This is a genomic window from Castellaniella sp. (assembly GCF_034674885.1).
Lineage (GTDB): Bacteria > Pseudomonadota > Gammaproteobacteria > Burkholderiales > Burkholderiaceae_B > Castellaniella.
The window spans coordinates 38,399-59,645 of record NZ_JAUCDS010000001.1 but is presented as its reverse complement, the minus strand read 5'-3'; the positions used below and the strand labels follow the sequence as shown (position 1 = coordinate 59,645).

Below are 21,247 nucleotides of genomic sequence, written 5' to 3'. Positions count from 1 at the left end.
CCCCTTGCATAACCCTCCGGAATCCACTTCATGAAAAGCTCGATGCGCAGCCGCCTGGAACAGCTCAGCCACCGTTTGGCCGAGATTGATGCCATGCTGGCCGAACCCGACGCTGCCGACGACATGGATCGTTTCCGCAAGCTCTCGCGGGAACGTTCCGAACTCGACCCTGTGGTGCAGGTGTTCGAGTCCTGGGAACAGGCGTGCGCCGATCGGGACACGGCTCGCGAGATGCTGGCCGATCCGGACATGAAGGCCTTGGCGGAAGAAGAACTGGCCGGGGCGGACGAGCGCATCGAACGCCTGGAAGCCGAACTGCAGATTCTGCTGCTGCCCAAAGACCCGGACGACGATCGCAGCGTCTTTCTGGAAGTCCGTGCCGGGACGGGGGGCGACGAAAGCGCCCTGTTCGCAGGCGATCTGCTGCGCATGTACACGCGCTATGCGGAAATCCGGGGCTGGCGGGTGGAACTGGTGTCCGAAAGCGCTGCCGAACTGGGCGGCTACAAGGAAGTCATCGCGCACATCGAAGGCGACGGGGTGTACGGCCAGCTGAAGTTCGAATCTGGAGCGCACCGGGTGCAGCGCGTACCGGAAACCGAATCCCAGGGGCGGGTGCATACGTCCGCCTGCACCGTGGCGGTGATGCCGGAAGCCGATGCCCAGTCGGACATCCAGATCAATCCGAACGATCTGCGCATTGATACGTTTCGCGCCAGCGGCGCGGGCGGGCAACACATCAACAAGACCGATTCCGCCGTGCGGATCACCCACCTGCCTACCGGCCTGGTGGTGGAATGCCAGGACGACCGTTCGCAGCATCGCAACAAGGACAAGGCCCTGCAGGTCTTGGCGGCTCGCCTGAAAGACCGCCAGCAGCAGGAAGTCCATGCTCGCGAAGCCGCCCAGCGGAAAAGCCTGGTGGGATCCGGGGATCGATCCGAGCGCATCCGCACCTACAATTTTCCGCAGGGGCGGGTGACGGATCACCGCATCAACCTGACGTTGTACAAACTGGCCCAGGTGATGGATGGCGATCTGGACGAAGTCACCAACGCCTTGCTGGCCGAACACCAGACCGAGCAGTTGGCCGCGCTGGCGCTCGACTGATCCGGCGAAAGGCGAACCATGGCCCATACCGTGCGGGATTTCCTGGCAGCAAGCCCCTTGCCGCGCCTGGAGTCCCAGTTGCTGTGGCGGCAGGTGCTGGGGGTGTCGCGCGCCTGGCTCATCGCCCACGATACCGACGCGCTGGACCCCGCCCATGCCGCCGCCTACCAGGCCCTGGAGGCCCGCCGCCAGGCAGGCGAACCCATGGCCTACATCCTGGGGCAGCGGGAATTCTGGGGCCGGGATTTCCAGGTTACACCCGACGTGTTGATCCCCCGGCCGGATACCGAGGTTTTGGTGGAATGCGGCCTGCAGGCCATCGCCGGCCTGCAGGCCCCCCGCGTGCTGGATCTGGGTACCGGCAGCGGCATCGTGGCGGTGTCCATCGCCCTGGATCGTCCCGATGCCCGGGTGCGGGCCACCGATTGCAGCGCCGAGGCGCTGGCCGTGGCGGAAATGAACGCACGCGCTTTAGGGGCAACGCTATTGTTTTCGCTTGGGAATTGGTACGATACCCAGTTGGATTCGGGGCGCTATGACTTGATCGTCTCGAATCCTCCCTATATCGACTCACAAGACACCCACCTGGTCCAGGGCGACCTGCGGTTCGAACCGCAGGGGGCACTGACCGATGGTGCCGATGGCCTGAGCGCCCTGCGCTGCATCGTGCAGGGGGCGTCGGATCATCTGCGCCCCGGAGGGGCCTTGTGCGTGGAACATGGCTGGGATCAGGCAGCCGCCGTGCGGGGCCTGTTCCAGTCCTCGGGGTTTCCCGATGCCGCCAGCCTGCGGGACCTGGCCGATATCGAACGCGTTACCTGGGGCCGCCTGCCGGCCTGAATTTTAAAGAGATCACCATGACTGATACAGTGCAATCCGAAGTCCAGAATTTCATCCGTGAAACCGTCACCAGCCATCCGGTGGTCCTGTTCATGAAGGGCACGGCGCAGTTTCCCCAGTGCGGGTTTTCCGGGCGCGCCATCCAGATCCTGAAGGAAGTCGGCGTCACCAAACTCGTCACGGTCAACGTTCTGGATGATGCCGAGGTCCGTCAGGGCATCAAGGACTACGCCAACTGGCCCACGATCCCGCAGCTCTACGTCCAAGGCGAATTCGTCGGTGGCACCGACGTCATGAATGAAATGCACGCCAGCGGCGAATTGGCCACCCTGCTGAAGGACGCCGGGGCGATCGGTGACTGACAGACGTCGGCTGGTGGTCGGCATCAGCGGGGCGACGGGTGCGCAATACGCCATTCGCCTGCTGAATCTCGCCCGCAGCCAGGATGTCGAAACCCATCTGGTCGTCTCCCCGTCGGGGGTGCTGAACATCCGCCACGAACTGGGCATGGACCGCCAGGCGGTCCATGCACTGGCCGATCGGGTCTACAGCCCGCGTGACGTGGGGGCCACCCTGGCCAGTGGCAGCTTTGCCACGGCCGGCATGGTGGTGGTGCCGTGTTCCATGCGCACCCTGGCGGCAGTCGCCCACGGCCTGTCCGATAACCTGATCACCCGAGCCGCCGACGTCACGCTGAAAGAACGTCGCCGCCTGGTGCTGATGGTGCGCGAAACGCCTTTCAATCTGGCGCATCTGCGCAACATGACGGCCGTCACTGAAATGGGGGGCGTGATCTTCCCGCCGCTGCCTGCCTTCTATATGCGCCCCACCAGTATCGACGAAATGATCGACCATACAGTGTGTCGGGTGCTCGATCTGTTCGACATCCACGTTCCTGGCCCACGCTGGGAAGGCATGGATGTCCCGGCAGGGGCTGCCCGGCCGTCTTCGGATACACTCTGACAGGCCGTTTCCTCCCTTCCCGATACTGCAATGATCAAAAAGATTCCTGTTCCTCAGTTGTGCGTGGGCATGTATGTTCAGGATCTGGGTGGGTCTTTTCTGGACCACTCTTTCTGGCGGTCCCGTTTCCTGATCTCCAATGATCGCAAGCTGCAGAAATTGCAGAAATCCCGCCTGGAATGGGTGTTGATCGATACCGACCGGGGTGTGGATGTCGCCGGGGCGGGCTCAAACGCCGCCGATGGCCAGTCTGCTGCCGCAGGCGTCGGGGCCCGGTCGGCTGCGGCGCCGCAGGCGTCCGCCCATCAGACTGCCGCGACCAGCGAACGGCAGGCCTTCGACGACGCGCGTGAAATCCTCGACGAGTCGTGCGACCATGTCCGGCAATTGTTTGCCGAAGCCGAACTCGGCAACAAGATCGACATGAGGCAGATCCAGGGGCTGGTGCAGGATATGGCCGATTCTCTGGACGGCCACCCCGACGCACTGACCAGCCTGGCCCGCATCAAGAAAGCGGACCAGTACCTGTATGCGCATTCCGTTTCGGTGGCGGCCTTGATGACGTCACTGGCCCGCACCATGAAGCTGGCCGACGAACATGTGCACATGGCCGGGATGGCCGGCCTGCTGCATGACATCGGCAAGATCCGCGACCCCGCCGAGGTCCAGGGCAAGATTGGCCGCCCGATCCAGCAGCCCCAGGAACTGCTGCGCCAGCACCCCGCTGCAGGCGCGGCGGTGCTGCGGGCTGACCCGTCCATCCCGCCCGAAGTCGTCGAAGTCTGCCTGCACCATCACGAACGCATGGACGGCACCGGCTTCCCGGACCAGTTGGCCGGCAAGCAGATCGGCCTGCTGTCGCGCATGGCCGCGATCTGCAATTTCTACGACGAGATGACGTCCAGCCGCCCGTACCGCAAGGGCTGGGATCCGGCCTTCACCTTGTTCAAGATGCTGAAATCCGAGGGCCAGTTCGACATGGACGTGCTGGGGGCCTTCGTGCGTACCGTCGGCCGTTATCCGGTGGGCTCGATCATCAGCCTGATCAACAGCGAACTGGGCCTGGTGGTGGCGCAGAACAACGACATGCCTGAACTGCCGGTGGTCAAGGTCTTCTATTCCATTCGCTGGGCGCATGCGATTCCCGAACGCCGGGTGAATCTGGCCGAGCCGGATTGCGGCAGTGCAGTGCAGCCAGTGCGTGCCCCTGTGGATTGGGCGCAATCCGGCCTGCCGGTGCCGCCGGTGGTCGATTAGGGTTCAGATCCGTTCGCCGCGTGTCCGCCGGCCGATCTGAATCGCCAGGCCGATCCCGGCCAGCGCCAGGGCGCTGGTCGCAACCCAGGTCCATTGCCAGTCGCCACCTGCCTGGTTGACGACCCAGGCCACCAACGGTGGCCCCACGAACTGCCCCAGGGCCGAACACTGTTGCATCCAGCCGATGGTGACCGATGTGGTCTGGGGGCTGGGCGCCAGGGTCAGGCCCAGCACGAACAGGGTGGCCGGTACCAGGCCACCCACCATGGAAAAGGTCAGCACGGCCAGGAATTGCGCCGTGGCGGGCAGTTGCGCGCCGAAGGCGGCGTAGGAACACAGGATCATGGTGCCCAGGCCCAGCACCAGCAGATGCCAGGCGCGCACGCCCCGATGCAGCAGGCGGCCGGCCGCGAGGTTGCCGATGGCATTGACCCCGGCGACGATGGCGGTCAGCAGGCCCGCCGTGGTGCCGGTGATGCCTGCCGTGATGTAGATCGTCGGCAGGAAGCCGATGACGGCGATCCACTGGCTGGCGTAGGCGCCGAATGTCAGGGCGACCAGCCAGACATTCTGCGATCGCAGGGTTGCGGCCACCAGCGTCATTGCGGCCGGGTGGGGCTGATTGCCGCGTGCCGGGTCCGGGGGCACGATCGACAGTGTCAGCAGCAGGCAGGCCAGCGTCAGGACGGCCAGCAGCAGCCATAACAATCGCCAATCTCCCAGGCTCAGGATCCACGACCCTGACAGCAGGATGATGACGGTGCCCAGCGGCATGTAGCAGCCCCACAGCCCCATGATGCGGCTGAGGCTTGCGGGGGGGACCAGGCGGCGGATCAGAGAGGGCACCGGCATGGCGACCATCAGAAAGCCGCAGCCCTCGATCGCCCGGCACAGCAGCACGGCGGTGGCGGAATCCAGCCAGGCCCCCAGGGCGGATGCGATCGCCAGCGTGGCCAGTCCGATCAGGATGCAGCGGCGTAGGCCGATGCGCTCGGCCACCAGGCCGATCAGCAGGCCCAGCGCCATGCCGCCCATCTGTACGACGGACAGCAGAAAGCCCGATTGCACCAGGCTCAGCTGGAATTGCGCCTGCAGTTGCGGCAGGGCGGGGGGCAGCTTCCAGATGTGCAGAGCGGCACAGATGCCGACCAGGACCAGGAACAGAGCGGCCCGCATGCCGTGGGTTGCGGGCTGTGTGTTGGCGTCATCGGCAGGAAGCTGGGACGCCGTCATCGGATGACCTTGCCGCGCGGCAGCCAGCGCCAGAACATCCAGGCGGCGGCCAGGCCGATGCCGCCGATGGCCATGATGCCGGTCGCCAGGGATGCCACGGCAGTGAGCCCTGACAGCAGCAGGGGCCCGCCGCTGCCGCCCAGATCGGTGATCTGGCGCCAGAGGCCCAGGAAAACCGTACGGCCTTCACGGGGCGAAGCGTCGGCGCCGATGGTCATGATGATGCCCGAACCGATGCCGTTGCCGAATCCCAGGACGATGCAGACCGTCAGCAGGCTGGCGAATCCAGTCGTCCAGGGCATGGCCAGCAGGCTCAGGCCCATGATCAGCATGCAGGGCATGGCCACCCACAGCCGCCCATGCTGGTCCATGACCTTGCCGGCGGGGTAGAACAGCAGCATGTCCACGCCACCCATCAGGCCGTAGATCAGGGCCGTGGTCGTGGCGTCCAGGCCGATGTGGTCGGCCCACAGCGGGATGACGATCTGGCGGCAGGCCCGCAGAGCCGACACCAGCGCCGTGGCCACGCCCAGCGTCAGCAGCACCCGGATGTGGCGGCGCATCATCGCCATCATGCTGACTCGGGGGGCTGCCGCAGTGGCGCCGGTGGTCTCGCGGGGCTCCAGATCGGGTACGGCCAGCGATACGGCGCCGGCGCCCAGCATGGCCAGCGCAGCCAGCCAGTAGGCGCCCTGCAAGCCCATCAGATGGATGAAGCCTGCTCCGGCGAACGGGCCGATGAACATGCCGATGCGCATGGTGCCTCCCAGCGTGGACATGGCGCGGGCGCGCATGTGCAGGGGGACGGCTTCGATCAGGAAGGTCTGGCGGGCCAGCAGGAAGACAGCGCTGGCCAGGCCGATCATGAAGACCCCCACGCCCAGGAGCCAGGGGTTGGACGCCAGCAGGCACAGGATCAGGCCCAGCAGGCTGAATGCCGCCGCCCCGACCATGGCCCGGCGTTCGCCGTAGCGGGTCGCCAGGGCCGCTGCCGGCAGGTTGGCCAGAAGCGATCCGATGCCCACCAGAGCGACGATCAGGCCCGCGCCGGCCGAACTGGCGCCCAGTTCGCGCGCGCTCAGGGCGAGCACCGGGAAGATGGCTCCTTCGCCCATGCCGAACAGCAGGGACGGACCGAAAGCCGGCAGGGCGATTCGGCGCAGACTGAAGGTTTCTGGAGATGCAGGCACGCGAAGAAACGTCAAAAGCGCAATAGAGCATTGTCGCACACGGACATTCGCTCCGTGGCACGCCAAGCCGGCGATACGCAAGGAAATTGCGGCTTGCGCGGCTTGGGCGGGCGGGAGTGGCAGATTCGGTTTCAGAGCCCAGTAAGCGTTATTACTGATTGCGCCGCTGGTTATGTCCGAGGGATAATTCGCGCGCTCTCGCTGTTTACAAAACAGTACAAAAATCCGGGTTTACCATCAACTCATAGGGGCTCTCTCTCATGCAACGTCGTTCCTTCCTCAAGAAGGCCGCCTTTGGCGTGGCCGCCGGCGGCACCACTCTCGCCGCTCCCGTCTTCGCCCAGGATGCGCCCGCACTCCAGTGGCGCCTGGCTTCCAGTTTCCCGCGCAGCGCGGATGCGATCTATTCCGGCGGTGAAAACGTCGCGAAGTTCGTCTCCGAGGCCACCGGCGGAAAATTTCAGATCCGAGCCTTCCCGGGGGGTGAAATCCTGCCGGCGCTGGGCGTGCTCGATGGCGTGCAAAACGGCACCGTCGAATGCGGCCATACTGCGTCCTACTACTACTACGGCAAGGACCCTGCACTGTGTTTCGACAGCGCTGTGCCGTTCGGGCTGAATACGCGCCAGATGAATGCCTGGGTGCTCCATGGCGGCGGCCTGAAGGTCCTGCGCGACATGTACGCGAAGTTCAACATCGTCAACTTCCCTTGCGGCTACACGGGCACCCAGATGGGTGGCTGGTTCCGTAAGGAAATCAAGACCGTCGAAGACCTCAAGGGCCTGAAGTTCCGCGCCTCCGCTTTCGCCGGTGCGGTGCTGATGAAGCTGGGCGTCGTGCCGCAGCAGATTGCGGGCGGCGACATCTACCCGTCCCTGGAAAAGGGCACCATCGACGCCGCCGAATGGATCGGCCCCTACGACGATGAAAAGATGGGCTTCCATCGGGTGGCTCCGTACTACTACTTCCCGGGCTGGTGGGAAGGCACGCTGCAGGTGTCCCTGTACGTCAACAAGGACAAATACGAAGCCCTGCCGAAACACTACCAGGCCGTGCTGGACCAGGCTTCTGCCCTGGCGACCAATACCATGACCGCCACCTTCGATGCCGAAAATCCCAATGCCCTGAAGCGCCTGATCGGCGAAGGCGCCAAGCTGCGCGCCTTCCCGAAACCCGTCATGGATGCCTGCTACAAGGCGGCCCAGGAAACCTACGCCGAACTCTCGGCCAAGGATCCCAACTTCAAGAAGATCCACGACTCCTACATGGCCTTCCGCGACCATGAAATCCCCTGGTTCCGGATTGCCGAAGGCAGCTTCGACCAGTACATGGCCACGGCAGCGAAGTAATCGCTTGCGCGTCCTGTGCCGGCCGCTTTCGGCCGGCCCATGCTGCCGGTTCGTGCATCAGCCCCCGCTTGCGGGGGCTTCTGCGTGTCCGGGGCTCTCTCATTTTTTGATTGGTTTTCTCCATGAATGCACTCCTAGCCCTCTCACGGGTGATTGACGCCGTCAATCGCCGCGTGGGCCAGGCGGTGACTTGGTTGATCCTGCTTGCCGTGCTCGTCAGCGCCACCAACGCGACGGTCCGCAAGGTCTTCAACCTCAGTTCCAATGCCTGGCTTGAATTGCAGTGGTATCTGTTTGGCGGCGTCTTTCTGCTGGCCGCCGGCTATACCCTGCTGAAAAACGAGCACGTCCGCGTCGACGTGCTGGCGTCCCACTTCTCTCGTCGGACACAGCTCTTGATCGAGATCTTCGGGGTCCTGTTCTTCCTGCTGCCCATGGCCGGCCTGATCATGTGGCTGTCCTGGCCCTTCTTCATGGACTCCTTCGTGAACCTGGAACAGTCCTCCAATGCCGGGGGCTTGGTCCGCTGGCCGGCGAAGATCCTGATTCCCATTGGTTTCGCGCTGCTGGTGGCGGCGGGCCTGTCGCATTTGATCAAATGCATCGGCTGCCTGGCCGGACGGTGCCCGGATCCCCGGGACACGCATGTCGGCAAATCGGCAGAAGAAGAACTGGCCGATGAGATCGCCCGGGAAGCCGAACAGCGCGAGGCCGCCTCGCACGGGGAGCGCTGATCATGGAAGCCTTATTGCTTGCCTATATGGCGCCGATCATGTTCGGCATGTTGGTCATCCTGCTGTTGCTGGGTTTTCCGGTCGCCTTCTCGCTGGCGGCCAACGGCATCCTATTCGGCCTGATCGGCATCGATCTGGGTCTGCTGTCGCCAGCCTTGTTCCAGGCCTTGCCGCAGCGGGTGTTCGGGGTCATGTCCAATGAGTCCCTGCTGGCGGTGCCGTTCTTCACCTTCATGGGGCTGATCCTGGAACGTTCCGGCATGGCCGAGGACCTGCTGGAGACCGTCGGTCAACTGTTCGGGCCGCTGCGCGGCGGCCTGGCGATTGCCGTCATCCTGGTGGGGGCCATGCTGGCCGCGACCACCGGCGTGGTGTCGGCCTCGGTGATTTCCATGGGGCTGATCTCGCTGCCCATCATGCTGCGCTACGGCTACGACCGCCGCCTGGCGACGGGTGTGATCGCGGCATCTGGCACCTTGTCGCAAATCATTCCGCCGTCGCTGGTGCTGATCGTGCTGGCCGACCAGTTGGGGCGGTCCATCGGCGACATGTACAAGGGCGCGTTCCTGCCGGGCTTCGCCCTGACGGCCCTGTACATCCTGTATGTGGTGGCCGTGGCCCTGTTCCGTCCCAAGGCAGCGCCTGCCATTCCGCCGGAGGCCCGCACGTTCATCGAGCCCAATGGCGGGCACGGCGTGCCGTCCTTGCTGGTGCTGATGGCCCTGTCCGTCGCCATCGCGGTGGGCGGGGTTGAGCTGCTCCTGGATGACCAGGCCCACGTGGACGAGCTGATCGTCACCAGCATTCTGCTGTGGGGCGCAGCGGCCTTCGTCATGGCCGTCCTGAACAAGGTCCTGCGCCTGGGGCTGCTGTCGAAGATCGCCGAGCGCGTCACCTTCGTCATGATTCCGCCGCTGGCGCTGATCTTCCTGGTGCTGGGCACGATCTTCATCGGCGTGGCCACGCCCACCGAAGGCGGTGCCATGGGGGCGGTCGGCGCCTTGATCATGGCGGTCATCAAACGCCGCCTGAACCTGAAGCTGCTGCGTCAGGCCATGGATACCACCACCACCCTGACCTGCTTCGTGGTGTTCATCCTGATCGGCTCGTCGGTGTTCAGCCTGACCTTCCGGGGCGTCAATGGCGATCTGTGGGTGGAACAGCTGTTGATCGGCCTGCCGGGCGGCCAGATGGGCTTCCTGATCGTCGTCAGCCTGTTGACGTTCGGCCTGGCCTTCTTCCTGGACTTCTTCGAACTGGCCTTCATCATCGTGCCCCTGATCGGGCCGGTAGCCGACAAGATGGGCATCGACCTGATCTGGCTGGGGGTCCTGCTGGCAGTCAACATGCAGACGTCCTTCATGCATCCGCCGTTTGGCTTCGCCCTGTTCTATCTCAGGTCCGTGGCGCCCAAGGATGACTACAAGGACAAGGTCACAGGCAAGCTGATCGCCAAGGTCACGACAGGCCAGATCTACTGGGGTTCGTTGCCGTTCATCATCATCCAGATCGTCATGGTGGTGGCTGTGCTGGCGTTCCCGGGCATGGTGACGCACTACAAGGCGGATCGGCCCCAGATCAATGTCGAGGACATCAAGATCGACGCCGGCAACTTTGGTGGCTATGGCGGCGGGGGCTACGGTGCCTATGGCGGCGGCGATGCAGGATCGGATGGCGCGCCGTCCGACGCGACGCCGTCAGCTCCGTCAGATCAGGACTACAACAATATGTTCAAGTAGGACTGTTGCGTGCCGGCTCGCGCCGGCTGCAGGCCCCGTCCCAGGATGCTGTGGCGGGGCCTTTTTTTGTCCTGGGAATGGGACGTCACTGGACCCGGCCGCGTTCGCGCACGATGCTGATCCAGGCGTCTATGGGCATGGGTCGGGCCAGCAGGAAGCCCTGCAGGGCGTGGCAGTCGTGCTGGAACAGGAAACGGGACTGGTCCTCGGTTTCCACGCCTTCGGCCACGACGCGCAGGTTCAGCTGATCGGCCATGGCCAGGATCATCTGCACGATGGCGATGCCGTCGGTGTCGTGCGGCAGGTCCTGGATCAGGCTCTTGTCGATCTTCAGCTCGTACAGAGGCAGGCGCTTGAGATAGGCCAGGTTGGAGTAGCCCGTGCCGAAGTCGTCGATGGAAAAGCGGATGCCCAGCCGAGCCAGGGCCTGCATGCGCCGGGCGACCGCCTGGATGTCCTGGATCAGGACGCCCTCGGTGACCTCGAAGATCAGGCGGTTGCCCGGCAGGCCCTTTTGTTCCAGCATGTTGCGCACATAGTCCACGAACTGCGGGTCCATCAGCCGCTTGGGACTGACGTTGATCGACAAGGGATAGGTTTCCCCCAGGGACTGCAGCGTCAGCAAGGTGTCGCAGGCCACCCCCAGCGTCCAGGCTCCCAGCAGATTGATCAGGCCGGATTCCTCGGCCACCGGAATGAACAGGGCGGGGGAGATGGCGCCTCGGGTGGGGTGGTGCCAGCGGGCCAGCAGTTCGCCGCCGGACACGCGGCCGTCCTGGCCGAACTGGGGTTGCAGGTGCAGCGACAGCTGCGGGGTGTTGATGGCCTGCAGCAGATCGCGTTCCAGCCACAGGCGCTGTTCGACTTCGGCCTGCAGTTCCTGTTCGTAGAACGTGGCCTGGTTGCCGCCCTGTTCCTTGGCGCGTTGGGTGGCCATGTCGGCTTCGCGCATGACGCGGTCGCTTGTCTGGCTGCCTGCGTGGATCAGGGTCAGGCCGATGCTGGCGGTGACGAAGACCGGGGATTCCTGGATGGTCAGGGCGTTGCCTGAAATCGCCAGCCGCAGCTTGTCGGCGATGTGCATTGCGATGCGGGCTGCGTCGTGCTGTTCCGGCGAGAGGCCATCGATCAACACCACGAATTCGTCGGCGCTGGTGTGGGCGACCAGGTCGCGTTCCCGCGTCGCGTGGGCCAGCCGCTCGGCGATGGCTGCCAGAACCTGGTCCCCGACCCGATAGCCTTGGGTGTCGTTGATCCTCTTGAAGTTGTCCAGATCGATCTGCAGCAAAGCTCCGCAGCCGCGATCAATCTGCGCATGCTCGATGACTTGCTCCAACCGCTCCAGCGCCATGCGTCGGTTGGGCAGATTGGTCAGGCTGTCATAGTAAGTCAGGCGGTGTGCGGTTCTTTCAGCCAACAGCCGGTCGGTGATGTCGGTGGCCACCACGCAGATGGCCTCGATGCCGCCATCGGGGGTGTGCAGGGGCGCTTTCATGGTCAGCAATGTGCGCGCGTCGCCGTCGTCGGGGCGTTTCAGGGTCTGCTGGATGACGCTGCGTTCCCGGGTGTTGAGGATGGTCTGGTCGCTTTGTTCGATCGAGTTCAGAGATTGCGGGTCTGTGATGAAATCCGCGTCGCGGTGGCCGATGGCGTCTCCCGGTCCGACTCCCAGGAATTCTTCGAGTTTGCGGTTGGCGAATACATACAGCCCGTTGGGGTCCTTGATGCTGACGATGGCGTCGACGCTGTCCAGGATCGCATCCAGCCGTCGTTCGCTGGATCGCAGGCGTTCGCGCTGCCGATTCATCTGGATTTTCAGCCCCAGGACGATGCAGAGAACCAGGGCCAGCAGACCTGCCATTCCCGCCACGATCCAGACGGCGTTGTCGCTCAGGACGGATCGAGACTGAGGTGTGCGCCAGTGATCCAGGGTGCGGAAATAAAACGAATTCGGATCTGCCTGCCAGATGCCCAGGTAGCGGTCGATGGCGGCCAGAACCTCGGGGTATTCGCCTTTCGGGGTGGCGAAAAATGCCTGGGTCGGCTGAAAGACGATGGCTGTGACCGCCAGGTTGTAATCGCGGGCGGTCAGCTCGCCGATGTAGAAATCGGCCGCCACCGCGTCCGCCTGGTGGCGGCTGACCATCTGGAAGCCTTCTTCCAACTGCTGGACCGGCACGATCTGGGCCTGGATGCCCAGGCCGTCCAAGGTCGTGCGCAGGTAGTCCTGTTGCGTGGACCCGGCCAGCACCGCCACGGTATGGCCTTTCAGGTCGGTGATCGAGTGGAGGCCGCTGTTGGGCGCGGCGTAGATCTGCGACCAGCTGTGCAGGGCCGGCACGTGGTGCAGGCCGTATATCTGGGCGCGTTCGGGGGTGTAGTACACGTCGGGCAGCAGATCGATCTGGCGATCGGCCAGCAGTTGCAGGCAGGTTTCCCAGGCGCAGGACTGGGTTTGCAGGGTCCAGCCTTCGCGGCGCGCGATCTCGTTCAGCAATTCGCCCAGGATGCCGGCCGGCCGGCCGTTGGCGCCGATGTACACGTCCGGCTTCTGGTCGTAGATGCCGACCTTCAGGGTCAGGGCTTGCGCCCGCACGGCGGCCAGAGCCAGGCAGAACGCCAGGGCCAGCCGGAAAATTGCAAGAATCGTGCGAGCATGCAGACGCATAGGGCTAGATATAGAACGGATGTTGCAATCATAGGCTGCCGCGTTTCAGAGCAATGTCACGCACAGGCAGTCAGATTGTCAACAGTTTCATCGATTGTCCGACAAGATGGGGTTGGCGCGTTGGGGCCCGGCGTACAATGCCAGCAGGTTTTCGACGTTCTCCCAAAAGGTGAATCATGTCCCAGGCATTTCTTGCCGACGCGCGCGCCCGGATCGGGCAGCTGCAGACCGACGGCTTCTATAAGTCCGAACGTATCATCGCCAGCCAGCAGGCGGCGCAGATACAGTTGGCGGACGGCGCCCAGGTCTTGAATTTCTGCGCCAACAACTATCTGGGGCTGGCCAATGATCCGCGTCTGATCGAGTCCGCCCAGGCTGGGCTGGCCGCAGACGGTTTCGGTATGGCTTCGGTGCGTTTCATCTGCGGGACCCAATCCGGTCACAAGGCACTTGAATCCGAACTGGCCCACTGGCTGGGCATGGGTGACGCCATCCTCTATTCCAGTTGTTTCGATGCCAATGGCGGCCTGTTCGAAGCCTTGCTGGACGAACAGGATGCCATCGTCAGCGATGCCCTGAATCATGCCAGCATCATCGATGGCGTGCGCCTGTGCAAGGCGCGTCGCTATCGCTATGCCAACAACGACATGGCCGATCTGCGCGCCCAGCTGCAGGCTGCGCGCAACGGCGGCGCCCGTCATGTGATGATCGCCACCGACGGCGTGTTCTCGATGGACGGCATCATTGCCGATCTGCCTGCCATCTGCGATCTGGCCGACGAATTCGACGCCCTGGTCATGGTCGACGATTCCCACGCGGTGGGGTTCATGGGGGCAGGGGGACGAGGCACGCCGGAATACTGCGGCGTACAGGGGCGGGTGCACATTCTGACCGGTACGCTGGGCAAGGCCCTGGGCGGGGCTTCGGGCGGCTACGTGGCCGCCGATGCAGTCGTGGTCGATCTGTTGCGCCAGCGCTCGCGCCCCTATCTGTTCTCCAATACCCTGGCGCCGGCCATCGTGGCAGCATCGCGCAGGGTGCTGGCCTTGTTGCAGGACGCCGAAGGCGATCGACTGCGGGCCCGGGTGCACCAGAACGGCCAGCGTTTTCGCCAGGCCATGCAGGCGCTGGGATTCACCCTGGTGCCGGGACAGCATCCGATCATCCCCGTCATGCTGGGGGATGCGGCGCTGGCCGGGCGCATGGCCGACGCCCTGTTGGCGCAGGGCATCTACGTGATCGGGTTTTCCTATCCCGTGGTGCCCAAGGGCAAAGCCCGCATCCGGACCCAAATGAGCGCGGCGCATACGCCGGCGGACATCGACCGGGCGGTCGATGCGTTCGCGCGCGTCGGCCGCGAACTGAGCGTCATCGGGCCTGCCTGACGACCTCTCCCGAACCGACACTGCGGGCTGCTCCCGGCCCGCACGTTAAATTGACTGACGGAGTTCCCATGAGAGCCTTGGCCAAGACCCAGCCCGCCGCAGGGCTGGAACTGGTGGATGTGCCCAAACCCGCGATCGGGCACAACGATATCCTGATCCGCATCCGCAAGACTGCGATCTGCGGGACCGACATCCATATCTGGAAATGGGACGAATGGGCGGCGCGCACCATTCCCGTGCCCATGCACGTCGGCCATGAGTACGTAGGCGAAATCGTCGAGATCGGCCAGGAAGTCCAGGGCTTCAGGATCGGCGATCGGGTCTCCGGCGAAGGCCACATCACCTGTGGGCATTGCCGCAATTGCCGGGCGGGGCGCCGCCATCTGTGCCGCAACACCCAAGGCGTGGGCGTCAACCGGCCAGGCGCCTTTGCCGACTACCTGGTGATACCGGCGTTCAATGCCTTTCGCATCCCGGACGACGTCTCCGACGACCTGGCGGCCATCTTCGATCCGTATGGCAATGCCACGCATACCGCGCTGGCCTTCGATCTGGTGGGCGAGGACGTCCTGATCACCGGCGCCGGCCCTATTGGCGCCATGGCTGCCGCCATTGCCCGCCATGTGGGAGCCCGCAACGTCGTCATCACGGATGTGAACGATTACCGCCTGGATCTGGCTGCCCGCATGGGCGCCAGCCGCACGGTGAACGTCGCCCGCGAGGACCTGCGCGACGTGATGCGCGAACTCGGCATGACCGAAGGCTTCGACGTCGGGCTGGAAATGTCGGGGGTGCCCAGCGCGTTTGCGACCATGCTGGAACAGATGAATCACGGCGGCAAGGTCGCCATGCTGGGCATTCTGCCCGATGGAGTCGGCGCCGCCTGGAGCCAGATCATCTTCAAGGGGCTGGAAATCAAGGGCATCTATGGCCGGCAGATGTTCGAGACCTGGTACAAAATGGTGGCGATGCTGCAAAGCGGCCTGGATCTGTCGCCCATCCTGACACATCATTTCCCGGTGGCGGAATATCGTCAGGGCTTCGAGGCCATGTTGTCGGGGCAAAGCGGCAAGGTCATATTGGATTGGATGAGATCGGACATATAAGGATCCCTGCGGACCCTTATATGCCTATCGAATCGGAGCGGCTTGCAAGCCGCGACGTGGAGAGATAGATGCCCCAGCTGCAGACAGGTGCGACGCCTGTCTACAACCGCCGCAGCAATACCCCGATGGCGTCGCGGTCCATTCCGTGCGCCAAGGCCAGGCGCAGCGCGATGCGCGCCTGCAGCGGATTCAGGTCGTGGGCTGCCAGCAGGCCCGTGTCGGCATCGGACGCCTTGTCCGTGACCGGGCCGCGTGGCACGTGGCTGGCCCGCACGCAGATCAGGCCCTTGCGCAGCGCCTGGGCGCAGCCGCGTCCGGCTGCCGGGCTGAGGCTGCCGTTGCCCATGCCCGCCACCACGATGCCCCGGGCCCCGGCCTGAATGGCGGCCTGGTAGGGATGCAGCGGGGCGTCCTGGTAATCATGGATGATGTCCACGGCAGGCAGTGAACGCAGTCCGGATAGGGGCAGGGCTGCGGCCGTCGACGGATCGGGGTGCTGCTGGTAGCGGACCTGGCCGTCGCAGACTGCCCCCAGGACTCCCTGGCCGTCGCCGCCGAAGGCGTCCACCCGGGTGGTGTGGCCCTTGCTGGCGTGGCGCGCCGTCAGGATGCGGTCGTTCATGGCGATCAGGACCCCGCGCCCGACACTGGATGGGTCACGGGCCGTCAATAGCGCGTTGATCAGGTTCAGGGGGCCGTCGGCGCTGGGCGCCGAGGCCGGGCGCATGGCGCCCACCAGCACGATGGGTTTCGCAGTGCGCACCGTCAGGTGCAGCAGAAACGCGGTTTCTTCCAGGCTGTCGGTGCCATGCGTGATGACGATGCCATCCAGCGTGTCGTCCTGGGCCGCCTGGTGAACCCGCCTGGCCAGCTGCAGCACCTGTGCGGTGCGCAGCGCCCTGCTGTCCACGTTGAACGGCTGTTCGCAGCGGATGTCGGCCAGGCTGCGGGCCCCCGGGATGGCGGCCAGCATGGATTCGATGCCCTCCGTGACCTGATAGTCGGTCAGCCGGTGGGCATCGGCCGTGGCGGCGATCGTGCCGCCCGTGCCGATCAGCAGCAGGCGGCGCATCAGGGGTACAGGCCGCGCACCTGGCGGGCTTCGAGAATGCGCGAGCACGCCACGATGAAGGCCGCCGTGCGCAGCGATACCCCGTGCTGGCGGGCCACCCCCGACATCGCGCTGTAGGCCGACCGCATCATGGCTTCCAGGCGGTGGTTGATTTCCTGTTCCGTCCAGAAGAAGCTGGAGAAGTCCTGTACCCATTCGAAGTAGCTGACCGTGACGCCGCCGGCGTTGGCCACCACGTCGGGAACGATGACCGTGCCCTTGGCCGAGATGATGTCATCGGCTTCCGGGGTGGTTGGGCCGTTGGCGCCTTCGACCAGGATGCGGGTGCGGATCAGGCCTGCATTTTCATGGGTGATCTGGCCTTCCAGGGCGGCCGGGATCAGGATGTCGGTTTCCAGCGACCAGAATTCCTTGGGGTCGAGCGACTGGGTGCCGGGCGCGCCGGCCACGCCGCCGGTCTCGTGCACGTGTTCGAGCAGGCCGGGAACGTTCAGGCCGCGCTCGTCGTAGACGATGCCCGTGTGGTCATACACGGCAACGACCTGGGCGCCGGCTTCTTGGAACAGGCGCGCCGCCGTGCCGCCCACGTTGCCGAAGCCCTGGATGGCGATGCGCGCGCCCTTGATGTCGATGCCCGATTCGCGCGCGGCTTCGCAGGCGATCACGTACACGCCGCGCCCGGTCGCCTCGATGCGGCCCAGGCTGCCGCCCAGCGAGACGGGCTTGCCCGTCACCACGCCGGTCGTGGTACGGCCCTCGTTCATGGAATACGTGTCCATCATCCAGGCCATGATCTGGCCGTTGGTGTTCACGTCAGGCGCGGGGATGTCTTTGCTGGGGCCGATGATGTCGTGGATTTCGCTGGTATAGCGGCGGGTGATGCGCTCGAGTTCGGAATGGGAGTACAGGTGCGGATCGATGCGGATGCCGCCCTTGGCGCCGCCGAAGGGCAGATTGACGGCGGCGGATTTCACCGACATCCAGGCCGACAGGGCCATGACTTCGGACAGGGTGACGTCCTGGTGGAAGCGCACGCCGCCCTTGCCCGGCCCGCGCGAGGTATTGTGCTGCACCCGATAGCCTTCGAAGTGGGCCACCGTGCCGTTGTCCAGTTCGACGGGGACGTCCACGATCAGGATGCGCTTGGGGCGTTTCAGGGTTTCAACCCAGCGGGCCAGGTTGCCCAGGTAGGGCGTCACCCGGTCGACCTGCTCCAGGTAGATCCCCCAGGGCCCCGGATGGGCGGGATCCAGGTACGAGGGCACGGGGTGGGAATGCAGTTCAGCCATGATGCTCAGCCTTTTGGTGAATTCAGAAATGACAAGGACATACAACCGGCACCATTTTAGTGCCGCCCCACGCATCTGTGGAACCCATGGGCGGTTGGCTTGTGTCGAAACGGACGGCTGCGCGGCTCCGTTCCGGGTTTGGCCGAGGTTATATGGAATCAACGATTTTTTCGTTCCGTTGCGGCGCCTGCGCGGGCACACTGGGCTTCGTCGCGGGCCGGTGTCGTCCGTTTGTTCTTCCCGCGCCATCCTGATGGAGAATGCCGTGTCCGATCCCCTGACCGCTTCGCTTTCGCGCCGTTGGCAGGCCCTGCTGGCCCGCCTGGAGGCGATTGCTGCGGCGCATCCCGATGCCGTCCTGGCCACGTCCATGGGGGTGGAGGACACCTTGCTGATCCATGCCCTGGCTCAGCGGCCGCAGCCTCTGGGCGTTTTCATGCTGGATACGGGGCGGCTGCACGCGCAGACCCTCGCCATGGTGGACGTTGTCCGCGATCGCTATGGCATCGATGTGCGGATCATGCATCCCGATCCCGTTGCCGTGCAGGCGCATGTGGCGGCGCACGGGGAGTTCGCCTTTTATGAAAGCGTCGAATTGCGCAAGGAGTGCTGCGGCATCCGCAAGGTCGAACCCCTGCGCCGTGTGCTGGCAGGGCATTCCGCCTGGATCACGGGGCAGCGCCGCGAGCAGTCCGTGACGCGCACGGACCTGCCCGAATCGCAGTGGGACGATGCCTTTGGCCTGCAGAAGTTCAATCCGCTGGCCGGCTGGACGTCCGACGAGGTCTGGGCTGTCGTGCGAGCGCTGGGCATTCCCTACAACCCGCTGCACGATCTGGGCTATCCATCCATCGGCTGCGAGCCCTGTACCCGGGCGGTGCGCCCGGGCGAAGACCCCCGCGCCGGCCGCTGGTGGTGGGAACAGCGCGACAGCCGCGAATGCGGCCTGCATGCTTCCAACCTGACGGATCGCCCCGGAGTGCGCCCCCGGGCGGTCGATCCTCTTCATCCTGTTTCTGTCGGATCCATTCTTTCATCATGACCACTGCAATCGCTTCCTCGACCCGCACCCATCTGGATTGGCTGGAATCCGAAGCCATTCACATTCTGCGCGAAGTCGCAGCCGAATGTGCCCGGCCCGTGCTGCTGTTTTCCGGCGGCAAGGATTCCTGCGTCCTATTGCGGCTGGCGGAAAAGGCTTTCCGACCTGGGCGGTTCCCCTTTCCCCTGATGCATATCGACACCGGGCACAACTTCCCCGAAGTGATCGCCTTTCGCGATCGCCGCGTGGCAGAACTGGGCGAAGAATTGATCGTGCGCAGTGTCGAGGATTCCATCGCCCGGGGCACCGTGGTGCTGCGCCACGCCACGGATTCGCGCAATGCGGCGCAGGCCACGACGCTGCTGGAATCCATTGCGGAATTCGGCTTTGACGCCTGCATCGGCGGCGCCCGGCGCGACGAGGAAAAGGCCCGCGCCAAGGAACGCATCTGTTCCTTTCGCGATGAATTCGGCCAGTGGGACCCCAAGGCCCAGCGTCCGGAACTCTGGAATCTGTACAACACGCGCGTCCATGCCGGCGAGAACATCCGCGTGTTCCCGATCTCCAACTGGACGGAACTGGATGTCTGGCAATACATCGAGCGCGAACAGCTGGCACTGCCGTCCCTGTATTACGCGCATGAACGCGAGGTCGTGCGCCGCCAGGGGCTGCTGGTTCCCGTGACCCCCCTGACGCCCCCGCGCGAGGGCGAGCGCGGCGAACGGTTGACGGTGCGCTTTCGCACGGTGGGCGATGTGTCCTGCACCTGCCCGGTGGCGTCCGACGCCGCCACGCCGGCCGACATCATTGCCGAGACGGCGGTCGCCACCCTGACCGAGCGTGGCGCTACCCGCATGGACGACCAGACTTCAGAGGCGTCGATGGAACGGCGCAAGAAACAAGGATATTTCTGATGAATGCAATCAATGAACAATGGCCTGCCGATCCTGAAACCGGGGTGTTGCGCCTGATCACGGCCGGGTCCGTGGACGACGGGAAGTCCACGCTGATCGGTCGCCTGCTGCTGGATAGCAAGGGCGTGTTCGCCGATCAGCTGAAGGCCATCGCCGGGTCCAAATACACCCGCGCGCCGGATGCGCAATACGATCTGGCGCTGCTGACCGACGGGCTGGAGGCAGAACGCGAACAGGGCATCACCATCGACGTCGCCTACCGCTATTTCGCCACGCCGGTGCGCAAGTTCATCGTCGCCGATGCGCCGGGACACGAACAGTACACGCGCAACATGGTCACGGGCGCATCGACGGCGGATGCCGCCATCATCCTGATCGACGCCAGTCGGGTGGCCGACGGCGAACTGCTGCCGCAAACCAAGCGGCACAGCACGCTGGCGCGCCTGCTGGGCCTGCAGCACATCATCGTGGCCGTCAACAAGATGGATCTGGTGGGTTGGGACAAGGCGGTGTTCGACCGTATCCATGCCGCCTACCGGGATCTGGCGGTGCGGCTGGACATCCCTCATTTCCACATCGTGCCGCTGTCGGCCCTGTCCGGCGACAACGTCGTGCGGCCTAGCAGCCTGACCTCGTGGTACCAGGGCCTGCCGCTGCTGCCGCTGCTGGAAAGCCTGCCGCTGGATCCGCACAAGGGCAATGGCCGGGTCCGGTTTTTCGTGCAGTGGGTCATCCGCCATCAGGGCAGCGGCCCCGGTGCGTTCCGGGGCTATGCCGGCCAATTGCAGGGCGGCGCCTGGCGGGTGGGCGAAGCCGTGCAGGTGCTGCCCAGCCGGGAAACGGCAACCATTGCGCGGCTGCTGCGCGGCGATCAGGAACTGGACGAAGCCCAGGCGGGCGACAGCATCACCGTGGTGCTGGACCGCGACATCGACGTATCGCGCGGGGACCTGCTGGTGGACGGTCATGCGCAACCGGTCTTGCGGCAGGATTTCGACGCCGATCTGTGCTGGCTGGATCAGCAGGCCTTGAATCCCGCCCGCCTGTACTGGCTGAAGCTGGGCAGCCGCCTGACCCAGGCCCGCATCCAGGCCGTGCAGACTCGGCGCGACATCCATGAGTTGCGCGCGGTCGAATGGAACGGCACTCTGGCCATGAACGACATCGGCCGGGTGCGGCTGCGCACCCGCGACGCGCTGGCGCTGGACGACTACGGGATGCAGCGCACGACAGGTGCGTTCATCCTGATCGACACCGCCACGAACCAGACGGCGGCAGCGGGGCTGGTGCGTCTGGATTGATGACGGGAGAGGGCGCTGCGGCGACCGATAGGCGGTGATCGGATGCTGTGACACA

At 64.8% G+C, this 21,247-nt stretch carries 18 protein-coding genes; 13 read left to right on the top strand and 5 right to left on the bottom strand.

Annotation, left to right across the window (positions count from 1 at the left end; translation table 11 throughout):
• Window positions 1-30 precede the first annotated feature (30 nt).
• From prfA to VDP74_RS00265, 5 genes are read left to right on the top strand one after another with little or no spacing between them, the layout of a single operon-like run.
• The gene (prfA, locus tag VDP74_RS00285; protein ID WP_322997607.1) at window positions 31-1,110 is read left to right on the top strand and encodes a peptide chain release factor 1; all 1,080 of its coding nucleotides are present in this window, start codon (window positions 31-33) and stop codon (window positions 1,108-1,110) included.
• Between the two features lie 18 nt (window positions 1,111-1,128).
• On the top strand, window positions 1,129-1,950 hold the full coding sequence (gene prmC, locus VDP74_RS00280) for a peptide chain release factor N(5)-glutamine methyltransferase (RefSeq protein ID WP_322997606.1): 822 nt from the start codon (window positions 1,129-1,131) through the stop codon (window positions 1,948-1,950).
• A gap of 17 nt (window positions 1,951-1,967) precedes the next feature.
• Complete coding sequence (gene grxD / locus VDP74_RS00275) at window positions 1,968-2,312, top strand: Grx4 family monothiol glutaredoxin (RefSeq protein ID WP_322997605.1); 345 nt, start codon at window positions 1,968-1,970, stop codon at window positions 2,310-2,312.
• A complete protein-coding gene (locus tag VDP74_RS00270; protein ID WP_322997604.1) occupies window positions 2,305-2,913 on the top strand; it encodes a UbiX family flavin prenyltransferase in 609 nt (202 codons plus the stop codon). Before grxD ends, VDP74_RS00270 begins: the two co-directional genes overlap by 8 nt.
• Window positions 2,914-2,943: 30 nt before the next feature.
• Window positions 2,944-4,170, top strand: coding sequence for an HD-GYP domain-containing protein (locus VDP74_RS00265; RefSeq protein ID WP_322997603.1), 1,227 nt, complete (start codon window positions 2,944-2,946; stop codon window positions 4,168-4,170).
• Window positions 4,171-4,173: 3 nt separating this feature from the next.
• On the opposite strand, the gene VDP74_RS00260 is transcribed toward VDP74_RS00265, so the two are convergent.
• Both VDP74_RS00260 and VDP74_RS00255 read right to left on the bottom strand, forming a co-directional pair.
• Window positions 4,174-5,403 (bottom strand): MFS transporter, encoded by a 1,230-nt coding sequence (locus tag VDP74_RS00260; protein ID WP_322997602.1) that lies wholly within the window; start codon window positions 5,401-5,403, stop codon window positions 4,174-4,176.
• A complete protein-coding gene (locus VDP74_RS00255; protein ID WP_322997601.1) occupies window positions 5,400-6,593 on the bottom strand; it encodes an MFS transporter in 1,194 nt (397 codons plus the stop codon). Before VDP74_RS00255 ends, VDP74_RS00260 begins: the two co-directional genes overlap by 4 nt.
• Window positions 6,594-6,853: 260 nt before the next feature.
• Here VDP74_RS00255 and VDP74_RS00250 point away from each other — a divergent pair, with 260 nt between their 5' ends.
• From VDP74_RS00250 to VDP74_RS00240, 3 genes are all read left to right on the top strand, one after another.
• Window positions 6,854-7,942, top strand: coding sequence for a TRAP transporter substrate-binding protein (locus tag VDP74_RS00250; protein WP_322997600.1), 1,089 nt, complete (start codon window positions 6,854-6,856; stop codon window positions 7,940-7,942).
• 122 nt (window positions 7,943-8,064) lie between these two features.
• Entirely contained in the window at window positions 8,065-8,676 is a 612-nt protein-coding gene (locus VDP74_RS00245; protein ID WP_322997599.1) for a TRAP transporter small permease subunit, read from the top strand.
• Window positions 8,677-8,678: 2 nt separating this feature from the next.
• Entirely contained in the window at window positions 8,679-10,415 is a 1,737-nt protein-coding gene (locus tag VDP74_RS00240) for a TRAP transporter large permease subunit (protein WP_322997598.1), read from the top strand.
• An 85-nt stretch (window positions 10,416-10,500) separates the two neighbouring features.
• On the opposite strand, the gene VDP74_RS00235 is transcribed toward VDP74_RS00240, so the two are convergent.
• A complete protein-coding gene (locus VDP74_RS00235; protein WP_322997597.1) occupies window positions 10,501-13,083 on the bottom strand; it encodes an EAL domain-containing protein in 2,583 nt (860 codons plus the stop codon).
• Between the two features lie 176 nt (window positions 13,084-13,259).
• Here VDP74_RS00235 and VDP74_RS00230 point away from each other — a divergent pair, with 176 nt between their 5' ends.
• Complete coding sequence (locus tag VDP74_RS00230; RefSeq protein WP_322997596.1) at window positions 13,260-14,468, top strand: glycine C-acetyltransferase; 1,209 nt, start codon at window positions 13,260-13,262, stop codon at window positions 14,466-14,468.
• 68 nt (window positions 14,469-14,536) lie between these two features.
• Window positions 14,537-15,574, top strand: a complete 1,038-nt coding sequence (gene tdh / locus VDP74_RS00225) for an L-threonine 3-dehydrogenase (protein ID WP_322997595.1) — start codon at window positions 14,537-14,539, stop codon at window positions 15,572-15,574.
• A gap of 100 nt (window positions 15,575-15,674) precedes the next feature.
• On the opposite strand, the gene VDP74_RS00220 is transcribed toward tdh, so the two are convergent.
• Together VDP74_RS00220 and VDP74_RS00215 are read right to left on the bottom strand one after the other, a co-directional pair.
• Complete coding sequence (locus tag VDP74_RS00220) at window positions 15,675-16,646, bottom strand: asparaginase (protein WP_322997594.1); 972 nt, start codon at window positions 16,644-16,646, stop codon at window positions 15,675-15,677.
• The gene (locus tag VDP74_RS00215) at window positions 16,646-17,935 is read right to left on the bottom strand and encodes a Glu/Leu/Phe/Val dehydrogenase (RefSeq protein WP_322997593.1); all 1,290 of its coding nucleotides are present in this window, start codon (window positions 17,933-17,935) and stop codon (window positions 16,646-16,648) included. Before VDP74_RS00215 ends, VDP74_RS00220 begins: the two co-directional genes overlap by 1 nt.
• A 253-nt stretch (window positions 17,936-18,188) precedes the next feature.
• Here VDP74_RS00215 and VDP74_RS00210 point away from each other — a divergent pair, with 253 nt between their 5' ends.
• Genes VDP74_RS00210 through VDP74_RS00200 form a run of 3 tightly spaced genes read left to right on the top strand, consistent with a single transcriptional unit; the run spans window position 18,189 to window position 21,192 of the window.
• Window positions 18,189-18,977, top strand: a complete 789-nt coding sequence (locus VDP74_RS00210; protein WP_322997834.1) for a phosphoadenylyl-sulfate reductase — start codon at window positions 18,189-18,191, stop codon at window positions 18,975-18,977.
• The gene (cysD, locus tag VDP74_RS00205; protein ID WP_322997592.1) at window positions 18,974-19,891 is read left to right on the top strand and encodes a sulfate adenylyltransferase subunit CysD; all 918 of its coding nucleotides are present in this window, start codon (window positions 18,974-18,976) and stop codon (window positions 19,889-19,891) included. Before VDP74_RS00210 ends, cysD begins: the two co-directional genes overlap by 4 nt.
• Window positions 19,891-21,192, top strand: coding sequence for a sulfate adenylyltransferase subunit 1 (locus tag VDP74_RS00200; RefSeq protein WP_322997591.1), 1,302 nt, complete (start codon window positions 19,891-19,893; stop codon window positions 21,190-21,192). Before cysD ends, VDP74_RS00200 begins: the two co-directional genes overlap by 1 nt.
• Window positions 21,193-21,247 lie beyond the last annotated feature (55 nt).